Here is a 13,279-nt window from a genome sequence, read left to right as displayed (position 1 = left end):
AAATTCGGATTAAATTTGCAATCTACCTTTAGCGCACCCAATCGGTCAATTAATCGGCCCACGACCCCAGCCATAATAATTGTTGCTAACCCTGGCGCTGCCGACACAATACCGGTAACAATAACTAAATTGGAACTGTTCGGATCAAGTTCTCTAACAAAGAGACTAATCATCGGTGTTATAGCATTCGTTGTCGCTTGAATTGCTAAAAGCGAACCAAATAAAGCAATAAAAAATTGCCAACCAATCCTTTTCATAAAAGGAAAGACTGGTGGTAAAGATTCTTTACTGATAGGAATAAAGCTTTCTTTTACCCCTATCCAAGTTGTTATAAATACTAACGCCATTAAAAAGCTAGTGATAAAAAAAGCTCCTCGATAACCAAACCAAGTTGCTAAAAATCCTCCTATTAATGGACCCATTAGTGTACCAGTGATACTTCCAGTTACTAATTTGCTCATAACTCTTCCTTGAATCTTTTGAGGTGTTGAAACAGACATCAATGCATTAGCATTATTGATATATCCCGAAAAAGCCCCTTGTAAGCAACGAAAAAATAACAGAAACCAAACATTTGGCGAAAGACCAATCATTAAAATAGTAAAGGTCATTACTCCAGATGCTCGCAAACACATTAACTTACGTCCCTTTAGATCAGCCAAACGTCCCCATAATGGTGAAACTATTGCCTTACTTAAATATGTCAGCGAAAAGGCTGCGGCTCCTAAAAGATTTAATTCAGCGTTATTAAAATTACCTAAAGTATCAATAAATAAAACAATAAAAGGCAATGTCATTGCATTGCCCATTTCCGTAATCAAGCTTCCAAACCATAAAATTTTAAAATTACTCTTCCAATAGTCCGTTTGCATATTTTCCCCTCAATTAACAATATCTTCTAATAATAAAGCAATAATGTTTAGATAATGTAAATTTTAAGTAAAAAAAGGATATAAAAAAAGCTAACTCGAATGAGTTAGCTTTTATTTTCAAAGTCTATTTAATTAGTCTTTGTTAACGTTTGAAGCTTGTGGTCCGCGATCGCTATCTTCGATATCGAAAGTAACTGCTTGGCCTTCTTCAAGAGTCTTATAACCGTCGCCTTGAATAGCTGAGAAGTGAACGAATACGTCACTACCATCTTCGCGAGTGATAAAACCATAGCCTTTTTCTGCGTTAAACCATTTAACTGTTCCGTGTTCCATTAGAGAAATCCTCCTGATAAATAAAATATTTATTTGTGCATTATTTCGTGGTACATCATGGAAGAAAGTCTAAAGTACGAAACATTCAAACCATTCGAACCATTCACCATTCAAAAATACAACTCTTATATTAACATGTTTGACCAATTATTACAATCTACTTAGCGTAAAGTTTCTTTTACAATTACTTAAATTTCAACATCTCTAACATGAGGGATTGAATTCTGAGCACCTTGAGTTTGAACTGTTATAGAAGATGCTTTACTAGCAAATTTCATTGCTTCCTCGATATTACTTAAATCGGAATCTAACTTAGCAGCTAAATATCCGATAAATGTATCACCAGCAGCTGTGGTATCAACTGTGTTAACCTTATAGGCATTAACAAAACCATTCCGTTCACCCTGTGAATAGAATGATCCGCTCGCACCAACAGTTATTATAACATTCTTTATACCCATTGTATGCAATTTATTTGAAACATTTTCCATTGATTGACGATCATCCACCTTAATCCCAGTAATAGCTTCAGCTTCTGTCTCATTAGGAACAATAATATCTGTTAATTTTAATAGCTCAGCCGGAATATTTTGCTTGGCTGGAGCAGGATTCAAAATTGTTAGAACGCCATTTTCCTTAGCAATTTTAAAAGCTTCAATTGAAGCTTCCAAAGGTGTTTCAAATTCAGTAATCAAACAATCTGCTTCAGCAATAGTTGCTTTAGCTTTTCTAATATCTTCTACTGTAATAGTTTGATTAGCTCCACCATAAATCAAAATACTGTTTTGACCTTTAGCATCCAAAAGAATATAAGCTTTACCAGTTCCGGCTTTTTCATCCTCTGTAACGTGATCGATTTTTAGGCCATCATCTTTAAAGGTATCAAGCATAAAGTCTGCCGCATGATTCTTTCCAATCTTACTGATAAAAGATGTGTCAGCGCCAGCTCTAACTGCAGCAATTGCCTGGTTAGCTCCTTTACCGCCACCAGCTGTAGAGCGATCATGCATAGCCATCGTTTCACCGGGTAATGGTAAACGATCAATATTTAAAATAGTATCTACATTAATTGAACCAAGTACAACAATTTTTTTCATATTACAATTCCTCTAAAAAACAACTCCACTTTCAAGTAAAATATTCGAATATGGTGTTTCCTCACCTGTTCTGATGAAAGCTTTTGTATCATTGAGATCTTTTTTCATATCTTCGTGAGGAATAAATTCAATTGGTGTGTCACCAATAGCTTTTTTAACAGCAGCCAATTGTTCAGGGTTTTGAACTTTAATTTCTTCAGCCAAATAAACTTTTTGAACTTCAAGTTCACTCAAAACATTTTCAAGTACTTGAATAAAACTTGGTAAACCAGCCTCAACTGCTAAATCAATTTTTTCAGTCTTTGCAGGAACTGGCATCCCAGCATCACCAATACCGATTGTGTCAAAATGTCCCATTTGAGCTATAACCCGTGATATGTTTGAGTTTATGACTCTTGTTTTTTTCATGAAATCCTCACCTTTTTCTGTAATCGTTTACAATCTCAATACTAACATTAGCTTTTCTTTAAGTAAATATTTTATCAATATCAGATGGACTGTCGCAACCTTTAGATTAGTATTGCTTGTATTCATCTAAAATTATATCCTATTAAGAGATATTACAAAGAGGAAAAAATATGAAACGAACAGCTAAACTGAGTTTTTACATTATTTTATTTATCATCTTCGGATTGATTGGCCTTTGGATGCCACTGCTCGGAGATGACCTACATTGGGGAACTTATTTCGGTAGCAACTACTTCCCTCAAGGTATCTTTTTGAAATACGACGGTCGTTATTTAGGAGACTTGCTAGTTATTGCTATCACTAAAATCAAGCCACTAGCTTTTATTGCTTATGGGACCTTTATGACAACTATCGTCTACTTGATTCAAAAAATCAGAGAGCAAATTTCTGCTCCTAAATCGCTTGGTCTTTTATCAGCATCGATGGCAACCATTTTTATTTTTATGACTCCAAAAGTAATCTTTAAACAAATTTTGGGTTGGCACGCTGGATTTGCAAATTATGTTCCATCAATTGTCTTCCCTTTATTTATGCTTTATCTAGTCCTCAAAAATTATGACAATAAAGATGTTCATTATTATAGAACTAGCGGCTTTCTAATTTTCTTTGCTGCTATTACAGCTCAATTTTTTGCAGAACATATTACTGTATTAAATGTTTTCAACAGCGTTTTAATCTGGTTATTCTTAAGAAAACATTTTGGCGATCAATTTAAAAAGATTTTCAATGGAATCGTCGTTGGTAACATTATTGGTGCCTTTTTAATGTTTATCAATGGCGCTTATATTAAGATTCTTTTTGGTAGAGATAGTTATCGTTCTCTCAAGGGTTCAGCCAATTCAGATACAATGTTCAATTATTTAAAAATTCAATTTGCTCCTAAAACTTTAATAATAGTAGGAATTTTAATATTAATCTTTTCAATTATTGTTATTGTATACACTAATAAATTAACTAATATCAAACATAAAATCGCTAACTTTGCATTACTGCTTTCAGCTTTTGTCGTTATCGCACCATTTATAGTTGTTTCCCCATTCGGATCCAGATGTATGTTTGCGAGTTACATGTTTTTTGTAACAATTTTTGTTATTAATCTAGATTTATTAGTTTCGGCCTATGAAAAATATCTCTTGCCAATTTTAATGATAATTGTCTTAGGACTAGGGTTAAGACTTGATGCTCTTGCTCATAACTACGGCAAAACTTTTAATTTCCAAATTCAATACTCACAGTATCAAAATACAGTTCAACGTCGTACTCAATATTTCCTACAATATAAGGATGATAAATATATTTGGATAACGGCTCCTGTTCAAAGTGATGCTAACTTTGCAGAATTGTATGTCAAAGACAATACTCGTAATATGGTGCCAATTAACTATTACGATTGGACTGACGCTTTAAGAAAGATAAAGAATAAAAAATTCCATAATCATGATGAATACATGAAAGCATTCGACCAACAAATCTTGAAAAAGGTTAAATTAATTCAAAATAAAGCTAATCAATAACTATAAAAATAGGCTCAGGTGACCACTCTTAAAGGTCACTTGAGCCTATTTTGTTGCTAATAAAATTAAGATTGTACCTGTACATCAGCAGCACTGACCCATTCATTAGTTGCTACCCGATACATTTTGACCCCATTTATTACTGCAGAACCGTCCGTTCTCCATTTGCTGCCGATTGGCAATTCTGCTGGCAAAGTTTGTCCTTGAGTATTATAAATTGGTGTCTGAGATATAACAGTAACTTTAGTCGTATCAGACACTGGTGAAAAATCAATTGTTCCTTTAACAGATACAAAGACATTTGAAGCAATTTGATAATAATCTGCTCCATTTATTGTGACTATCTGACTGTATTTCCAAGCGCTATTAGGTGCCAACTGATTAGCCAATAAATCACCATAAGAATCCACTACATCAGCGGCCGTATTTGAAATTCTGACGATACCTGAAGTAGCTGTCTTAGTGAAATTGTAAGTGTCAGCTGCAATCCATTGACCATATCCAACTAGATAGAAGGTTCGACCATTAACTAGAGCTGTCGCACGGACCCCTATACTCTTCAAGGTTTCAGATGCTGCTTGATAATCAAGGGCAAGAATTCTAGTATCCGTTGAACTTACATTCTTAACAGATGTCGTATTAGAAGATGACGTAGCCGGGATTCGGCTATAAACCAAGTTAACAACTTGAGGATTAAGAGCATACATTTCCTTCAAAACTGTGGCTGCACTTTGAAGATTATATCCTGATATCACACTGTCAGAAGTTAAATCAAACTTGTCTCCTACTAGGTTTCCAGAAAGTTGCTTAGTCATAGGAGTACCTTGATTCTCAATCGGAGTACCATCAGCATTCAAGTAATTAATCGTTACGGTAGGATGATTTTGCCAAATAAGGGGTTGAGCCCTAACCCCAAAATACTCAAAAGTATTAGTTCCATACTTCTTCTGAATATAGGAATCAGGATTACTTGAATACATGAAACCAAGGTGTCCATATATAAGAGTAATATTGCTTGAATCTGGATTTTCAATTTGATATTGATCATTACCAAGATTTTCCAGATTATCATCAGCCCATTTGCTTTTATCCACTGTATACGTGAAATGATAAGTATCTGCAATATCTTCTCCTGCAATGCCATAGGAAGGCAATGCCTTGAAAGTCAGAGGCTGTCCAATAACTCCATAAACTGGTACCGGATCATAAGTACCATCGTTAAAGGAAACAATTAGTGCTCCAGCATTAGGATCGATGTTCTTCAAAGGAGAAAAGTCGCTTAGTGCAGCGCTGCCTAATTCGACCATATTTCCCTGGTTTCCATTGTTAACAAATTTAGTTAGCCATGGTCCAATTTTCTTTAACTGTTGATCATTAATTCCTGAATATGTCGAAACTGAAGTATCTCCTGTAAATTCAACATACGTAGCTTTAGAAACGTTTATTTTAGGAATCTGGCTGACATCAATTTCTTTAGCTTTCGGATTACTGAAATTACCATCTATAGTTAGATGATTGAAATTCAAATTATCCAATGGCGTCAAATCTTGATTTGCTTTAGCATCTGTAGCCAACTTTACCTGCAAAATAATTTGTGATTTAGCTGGTAGCAATTGTAAATACTGCATTCCATTTAAACTTTCAATTGGTGTACTATCCTGATCAGTCATTGAAGCTCCTGGAGTTTTTAGTTGCCCTAATTGATACATAGTTACTGATGCTCCCAACAAGGGATCTTTAAAGTTTTTGATTGCTCCAACAGTTATATTATCAGTCGCTTTGACGTGTAGGCCGTTTTTAATTACGCTTTCCAATAAAGGATCAGTGAAGTTAACCACCGTACTATCGGAAACATCGCTAGGAATGGCATAAGAATTATTTTCTGACGGCAGATTTACATTAATAGTTCCGGTTGGTTCAGGATTAGTAGTCGATAGCGTTCCTGTTCCAGCAGTTCCCCCAGTAGTTATTGTTGAAGTACTGGTAGTACCTGTTGCAGCAGGTTGCGTACTAGAAGTTTTAATAGTAGTCGATGTAGGTGTACCTGAAACTGTCTGCAAACCGGCTGTCGATGCAGGTGTAGTTGTAGACTGTGAACCAGTAATTGTAGTCGTCGATACAGGTTGTGAGCCCGTACCTGTTGTATCTAACGAAGCACTTGTTTCAGGCTGTGGTTTTGCAGTTGCTGTAGTTGTTGCTGGCTGTGAACTAGTTATAACTGAAGTACTTGTGGGCACAGTTCCTTCGGTGGCAGCTGCTTGACTACTACCTGTGTTAGCTTGTGAGGCTACAGATGTTGCTGTAGTCACTGTAGTATTTTCAGCACTTGTCGATTTAGGCGAGGTTGCACTTGCTAATGCTGTTTGAGAGGCTGTTGTTGATGTTTGAATAGTATCTGAAGCAGTAGTTGCAGCCTTTGCTGTTTGGATATTTACAACCGAAGCCAAAATAGCTGAAGAAAACAAAGTAATTCCCACATATAAACGTTTTTTATTTAATGTCATATAGATCACTCTTCTTTCACTTTGCCCCTTATCTTAGTTCCAGAAAAGTCATATACCAAACATATAGTATTGCTTCATATTTTATAAGAATCTATTGATATCAATGCAATAGATAGTTTTATGTTTAATCTATACCAATTGTAAATATTATATTAAATTACTAATATTTATAACTAGAATAATTAAGTAGAAATACGCTCATCTTTATTTATTCCACTTTAGGAAAAAGCTTTTTACAAAAACTGAATCACATTGTTGCATAAATGATAGTAAACTACGAATTGTATTAAGGAATGACCTCAATATATATTAGATAACTTTTAGTACATATGGCAGTGTACATAAAGATTGATAGTTATATAAAAAACAAAAAGATATTCACGGTCGGCATACCATGAATATCTTGAAAATAGATAATTCACACACAATAAATTAAATTAATTAAATAGTAGCTTTGAAAGATTGTTCAACAACATCGTACATGGCAACGTACTCATCTGGAGCAATTCTTAAAAAAGGCATACCATTAGACGTATTTATTACAGTATCTGTGGCCCATTGGCTATTAGGTGCTATAGATACGTCTGTTCTTTGTACTAAATTATGATCATAAACATTAACATTTTTGTCTGCGCCGTCGAGTGACTGTACTTTAATAGTCATGCGACGGTTTTTATATGAGAAACTATCTTTTGAGCTTAAGAACTGGTTAGGTGCAACTTGATAATAGTTAGTTCCATTGATACTTTGTGTTTTAGCAACCTTCCAAGTACTGTTATTTTGAAGAGCAACATCAACTTTACTACCATTTTGATCGTAAACTTGAGCTTGATCGACATCCACTTGAGCAAAGTTACCACTTGAAACTGACTGAGCATTTACATCAGTAATACTACTTGCAGCAGTGGTGAAAGTGCTTCCTGTACCTAATAGTGCACAAACTAGAAATAAGATTGATTTTTTCATTTTTTCAGACCTCACTATACGTAATATTAGATTTCCCCCTGTGTACACTATTTTTTTGCATAAAAATAGTGTACAAAAAAAGATTGATTTTTATATAAAAAATAAAACAATTGGCATTCACACAAATCGCTTATATAAGTTCGGCATATTTTATAAGCATTTTTATAGTACAAGGATTCTGAACATTTTTCAACTTAAATATGTTAAACATTGGATATTTTTTTATTAAATATTTTATATTAATATTATCTCAATTTATGGGAAGCGGTATAACCGTTGATACTATCTACTTCTGTAGACGAACATATCATGCATATATAAAAAACAGGAATGAGTCCAATTAATGGATTCATTCCTGTTTTTTTATTTTTTAAAGTAATTTTTAAAATCTTGATGTAAATGATTGTTGAATAACATCCCACATACCTACATACTCATCTGTGGCAACTCGAACAAAGGGCATTCCCCCTGCCGTTGTTATTACTCGATCTGAATACCAATAAGTTCCTGGTGCTAAAGCTACTTTACTGCTTTCAACAAAATTATGATCATAAACAGATACATCACCATCAGTCGATACTCTAATAACCTCTGGTCTATTGCGATAAACATAGCTATCCTTTGAACTCAAATAATCATTTGTACCAATCTGGTAATAATCTATCCCCTTAATAGTAATCGTTTTGCCTAGATACCAATCACTGTTCTTAGGTTCCGTCTTATCTAATGAACTTCCTGAAGAATCATATAATTCAGCTGACCGAGAACTAACATCAACAAAGTGTCCACTTGAAACTGACTCTGCTTTGACACTTTGGCTAGGTAAAAATGAAAATCCAATGCCTAGTAGTATTACAAAAACAACTACCATAACTTTTCTTCTCATTTTTTATACTTCCTTAGTCTCCTTAGACTAATTAGATGATAATCTGTTTAAACATAAAAGAGCAAAGTGGAAGCATACTTATTTTTTTATAAAAAAAATCGTCAGGCTAATAATCTGACGATTCAAAATTTATTTTTTATTAATTTTTTTCAATAAAGGCTCGTTATTATTAGCCTTGGCCAAATAAAAAGCTAAATTTTTATGATCCTTATAAGCTTGCTTTTTATCAGTATCACCTTGCAATGAAACTGCTGCAATATAATTTAGATCATCTAAGAAATATGACACATGTTTCGATTGAGCGTACTCCAAGCCCCATTTACTAAAATCATATGATCTCCCATACATCTTCATTTCATTGAATGCTTCTGCAAGAGTCTTACAAATAAAGAGGACTTCAAGATCATTGGCATTGGAGATCTTTACATTCTCATCAATAATATTATCAATCATCTGAAAATAGTATTGAGCTCGGTCTCTGTGACCTTGGCCTAAATAGTTCAGACCCTTAAACAAATATGATAATAAAGTATAGACATCATCTTTAGCTGATTTAGTCAGTTGCAATACTTTATCTAAGGTAAACAATGAGGCATCAAAGTTACCTTTCCAATAATCCATCACACCGTTAATTAATTCATACTGTTCCATATCGTTATTAGTTAATTTACCATCCAATAACGATAATTTTTCTTTAACATCTTCAGTTCTATTTAAAAGAACATTACTTTCAATAGTGTCCAAGATGCTATCTTCACTGGCAGATGATTTACTTGAGAAATCACTGAAGACATCATTCAATGTCAAATCCAATTTCAAACAAATTTTTATTAAAATGTTCACGGTTGGTGCTATATTGTGCTTTTCAATCTTACTAATCGTATTCTGAGTACAAATATCGTTAGCTAACTCAATTTGAGTTAAGTTCATTTCCCGTCTTTTATTATAAATAATAGATCCAAGAAACAATGGCAACACACTCCCATCTATCATTATGATATTTATCAATAATACTATACCACCTCATAGAAATATATATACCTTTATTATTAATAATTGACAAAAAGCTAAAAAAAATTTTCCAAATTATTTGCAAATGCACAAAAAATATTGTGAGATATCACTAATATTTTCAACTAGAGATAAAAAAAAGCAGCTGAACAAATGTCCAACTACTTTAGTGATGCGGGTAAGAAGATTCGAACTTCCACGGAGGAAACCCTCCACAAGATCCTTAGTCTTGCGCGTCTGCCAATTCCGCCATACCCGCATGCACTTATTACTATACACATAAATAATTAAATTTTCAAGCTGAAATTTTTATATCTTTTAAATACTTTAATTTGCTGTGACACTTGCCACAAACATATTTACGAAGATTTATTTTTTTTACACGTCGATAAATTGTATGACATTTAGAGCATTCATAAACATGATAAGTTTTACTCTTAACAGTACTTTGAATTGGGGAATAACGTAATCCACCAACTTGCTTCAGCAAAACTTTAAAACTTCGATCTTTGTGCTGAGCTGGTAAACCATCGTTATAAAGATGATAGTGACACAATTCATGTTTAATTACACCAATCAGAGCCTGATTTCCAAATTCCTGATAAATCCTAGGATTTATATCTATATGTCGATCATTCAAATGAAATCTACCACCAGTAGTTCTAAGTCGTGAATTAAACATTGCTCGATGAATAAAAGGTTTCCCAAAATATTCTTGGGAAACCTTTTGAATTAATTCCGTTAATTCTTGATCTGACATTAAGCTAGATTAGTCAACTTTTGAATTAATTTAGAAAACTTGTCCATGTATTCATCTTGCTTCTTTTCAGCTTCATCAAATTGATGACGATCAACGTTTTTATCATCGCCTATACTTGCTGTCATATCAGCACATCCAGCCACATAATTCTTAAAAGCTGAAACTAAAGAAATATGTGTTCCCATCAATCTAGCTGGAGCCTTGCCTTTTTCAAGTTTAGCCAAAGTTTCTTGATAATTTTTAGTTCCAGTTTGAAAATCTTTTTGGATCTTTGTATATTCAACATCGTCCATCTTATCAACTTTACTACGATCAAGCGCATCACGAAGTTTTTCAAATTCTGGATTTAATTTATCCTGTTCTTCTTGAATTGATTGAACTGTATTATTGATTAATTGACCATATTGCATAGCTCTTTTTTGTGCGGCATTCATGTTAATTACCTCTTATTTTCTTCTTCGGTTTTTTCTGTATAAATATCTTTTTCAATAGTAAATCTTGGGCGCTGTTTCACTTCGCTGAAAATCTTTCCAACGTATTCACCGATTACACTAATACTTATTAATTGTACACCACCAAGTGCCCAAATAGATATCATTAATGACGACCAGCCATTGACGACATTTCCATTAATTTTTTGAACAAAACTATATATTAATAGCAACAAACTAACGAAAACAATGAAAAATCCTAATCCCATAATCAATTTAATTGGAACGATCGAAAATGAGGTTATTCCATCGACCGCAAATTTAATCATTTTCCTTAAAGGATACTTTGACTCTCCGGCAAATCTTTCCTTCCGAGCATAATAAACTTTAGCTGTTTTGAACCCAATCATAGGGACAATTCCACGTAAGAATAAATTTCTTTCACGGTAACTTAACAATACCTTACATGCTCTTTGACTCATCAAACGATAGTCAGCGGAATCAGGAACCAAATGCACACCTAAAAAGCCCATGAATTTATAAAAAAGTTCGGCGGTATTTCTCTTAAAGGCTGTATCGGTATCGCGATTATTTCTAACCCCATAAACCACCTCTGCTCCCTTTAAATATTCATCAACCATTTTAGGAATAGCATTAACGTCATCTTGCAAATCAGCATCTATCGTTATAACGGCGTCTGAATCTTTTGAAGCACTGGTAACACCTGCTAATAACGCTCCTTGATGACCAAAGTTACGACTAAGTTTAACCCCTGAAACGACCTCATATTTTTTAGAAAATTCGTCGATCAATGGCCAAGTCTTATCTTTACTACCATCATCAACAAAAACAATTTTACTTGTAGCTGTTATTTTATTTTTAGAAATCAATTCTTGAACAATAGCTGTTAATTCTTTCGTAGTTTCATGTAATACTTCTTCTTCGTTATAACAAGGCACTACGATACTTAATTTAAATAAATCAGACATTTGATTTCCCCCACTTCAAACTAGTCCATTCACAAATACTATATAAGCCTAATCCAGCTAAGATTGCAATCACCGGTAAAAACTCCAAACGATAACGTCCCTGAACTTCAATCAGCAGCTGCACAACTGCATAGGCCATTAATGGTAAAACAATTAAAAACAGCTTATTATTCCATTTCATTTTAAATAATTTCAATGAACCAATCCATGAGAGAATTATCAAACTAACTGTCCCCATATACCCTACGAGTTTAATAAAATTACTAGTTCTCAAAGAATGTTTTGTCTCTAATCCTGTGAAATCAATAGCCATCGATCTTCCTGACCATAACGTTGCATTTTTATTCCAAAAGAGCTTTAACCAGCCCTTAGTAGCATTTAAGTTATTAATATTTTCATGGATAATTTGATGTTCTTTGATACTCATCTTGCCACGACTGCTTTTTAAATCAAAGCGATCAACCATTCTTTGATCGTATGAACCATTTGAATTAGCATCTAAGCCAACTACGAATTTCCATTCTGAATCACGATTAGTTAATCCATATGAATTCAAGCCTGAATTTTTTATTGCCAAGCTAGCACCAGAAAAAACCATTTGATAGATAACTAAGGTCATCAAAACTTTAAGAATTCCCGAGAGATTAAAATGATTGTCTTCAATCATTAAATACAAAATTCCGTAAACGATAATTCCAGCAATTATTACTGGTCCAATTGGTCTAACAATACTTCCAATTCCTAAAGTTAAACCAGCTAGTATATAAGACCAGTACTTGTTTTTCATAATTAAGTAGAATGTCAGTAAAAACAGCATCATACCTAAATATTGATTATCAGCCTGGCTATTCAGTGCCAGCCAATCCAAATCAATCATCAGTATGAATACAGCTAGACGAGCTAACTTAACCTGTTTGAATATTTGTAACGATAATTTATAAACTAATAATAGAATTACGACCTGATATACAACATTCAACAATTGCAAAGCAATAACATGATGACCAAATATTTTAACTACCGTCATAACGTAGACTAAAAAGCCCGTTTGGTAGGCCCATTTAGCAAAATAATCATTATCATAATTAAAAATAGCCTTGCCATCTAAAGCCTTAGGAGCTGTTTTCCAAAGGGCCTTAAAGTCACTCACTTGATCCTGAGGGACCATTTGTAACCAAATAATTGCTCCAATCGCAAAAACCAATAATAAACTAATTAAGACCAAGCGATTTAAATTAGAATCAGTGTCTTTTATCCGATACAGAAAAAATCCAATTCCACTAATAAAAATAATTGCACAAAGAAAAACCAGTATGGCTAGTACTGGTTCTACTTTTAAATAATTAACTGTGTAAAACTGTCCCATTTGAACCAGCACAACAGTTGTAAAAATCGCCAAACAAATTAAAACTGTCTTGCTGATAATGCTTTGAAATCTACTTAGCATT

13 protein-coding genes and 1 tRNA gene are annotated in these 13,279 nt (G+C 33.6%); 1 reads left to right on the top strand and 13 read right to left on the bottom strand.

Features of this window, described 5'->3' with window-relative positions:
- The 4 genes from FD26_RS04795 to rbsD all read right to left on the bottom strand — a co-directional run.
- Positions 1-872 (bottom strand): MFS transporter (locus FD26_RS04795; RefSeq protein WP_057867291.1); only part of this gene is annotated, 872 nt, incomplete at its 3' end.
- A gap of 132 nt (positions 873-1,004) precedes the next feature.
- Entirely contained in the window at positions 1,005-1,205 is a 201-nt protein-coding gene (locus FD26_RS04790) for a cold-shock protein (protein WP_057867290.1), read from the bottom strand.
- 188 nt (positions 1,206-1,393) lie between these two features.
- Positions 1,394-2,302 carry a ribokinase gene (gene rbsK, locus FD26_RS04785; protein ID WP_057867289.1) on the bottom strand — a complete coding sequence of 303 codons (909 nt, stop codon included), beginning with the start codon at positions 2,300-2,302 and terminating at the stop codon, positions 1,394-1,396.
- Positions 2,303-2,314: 12 nt separating this feature from the next.
- Positions 2,315-2,710, bottom strand: a complete 396-nt coding sequence (gene rbsD, locus FD26_RS04780; protein ID WP_057867288.1) for a D-ribose pyranase — start codon at positions 2,708-2,710, stop codon at positions 2,315-2,317.
- A 170-nt stretch (positions 2,711-2,880) separates the two neighbouring features.
- On the opposite strand from rbsD, the gene FD26_RS04775 reads away from it, so the two are divergent.
- Positions 2,881-4,284, top strand: coding sequence for a hypothetical protein (locus FD26_RS04775; RefSeq protein ID WP_057867287.1), 1,404 nt, complete (start codon positions 2,881-2,883; stop codon positions 4,282-4,284).
- Between the two features lie 65 nt (positions 4,285-4,349).
- On the opposite strand, the gene FD26_RS04770 is transcribed toward FD26_RS04775, so the two are convergent.
- The 9 genes from FD26_RS04770 to FD26_RS04730 all read right to left on the bottom strand — a co-directional run bounded on the left by FD26_RS04770 (position 4,350) and on the right by FD26_RS04730 (position 13,278).
- Positions 4,350-6,788, bottom strand: a complete 2,439-nt coding sequence (locus FD26_RS04770; protein WP_057867286.1) for an SLAP domain-containing protein — start codon at positions 6,786-6,788, stop codon at positions 4,350-4,352.
- Between the two features lie 441 nt (positions 6,789-7,229).
- Complete coding sequence (locus FD26_RS04765; RefSeq protein WP_057867285.1) at positions 7,230-7,754, bottom strand: SLAP domain-containing protein; 525 nt, start codon at positions 7,752-7,754, stop codon at positions 7,230-7,232.
- 382 nt (positions 7,755-8,136) lie between these two features.
- On the bottom strand, positions 8,137-8,640 hold the full coding sequence (locus FD26_RS04760; protein ID WP_057867284.1) for an SLAP domain-containing protein: 504 nt from the start codon (positions 8,638-8,640) through the stop codon (positions 8,137-8,139).
- 129 nt (positions 8,641-8,769) lie between these two features.
- On the bottom strand, positions 8,770-9,633 hold the full coding sequence (locus FD26_RS04755; protein WP_057867283.1) for a helix-turn-helix domain-containing protein: 864 nt from the start codon (positions 9,631-9,633) through the stop codon (positions 8,770-8,772).
- A gap of 191 nt (positions 9,634-9,824) precedes the next feature.
- Positions 9,825-9,910 (bottom strand) — tRNA-Leu (locus FD26_RS04750).
- A 36-nt stretch (positions 9,911-9,946) separates the two neighbouring features.
- Entirely contained in the window at positions 9,947-10,411 is a 465-nt protein-coding gene (locus tag FD26_RS04745; protein ID WP_057867282.1) for a SprT family protein, read from the bottom strand.
- On the bottom strand, positions 10,411-10,845 hold the full coding sequence (locus tag FD26_RS04740) for a hypothetical protein (RefSeq protein ID WP_057867281.1): 435 nt from the start codon (positions 10,843-10,845) through the stop codon (positions 10,411-10,413). The genes FD26_RS04745 and FD26_RS04740 overlap by 1 nt, the downstream gene beginning before the upstream one ends.
- A gap of 5 nt (positions 10,846-10,850) precedes the next feature.
- A complete protein-coding gene (locus FD26_RS04735) occupies positions 10,851-11,831 on the bottom strand; it encodes a glycosyltransferase family 2 protein (RefSeq protein WP_057867280.1) in 981 nt (326 codons plus the stop codon).
- Positions 11,824-13,278, bottom strand: a complete 1,455-nt coding sequence (locus FD26_RS04730; RefSeq protein WP_057867279.1) for a hypothetical protein — start codon at positions 13,276-13,278, stop codon at positions 11,824-11,826. Before FD26_RS04730 ends, FD26_RS04735 begins: the two co-directional genes overlap by 8 nt.
- Position 13,279 lies beyond the last annotated feature (1 nt).

This window comes from Companilactobacillus crustorum JCM 15951, assembly GCF_001434585.1.
In the GTDB taxonomy this organism is placed as follows: Bacteria; Bacillota; Bacilli; order Lactobacillales; family Lactobacillaceae; genus Companilactobacillus; species Companilactobacillus crustorum.
Note: the sequence above shows the minus strand (reverse complement) of the source record. Positions and strands in the feature narration are given on the sequence as shown.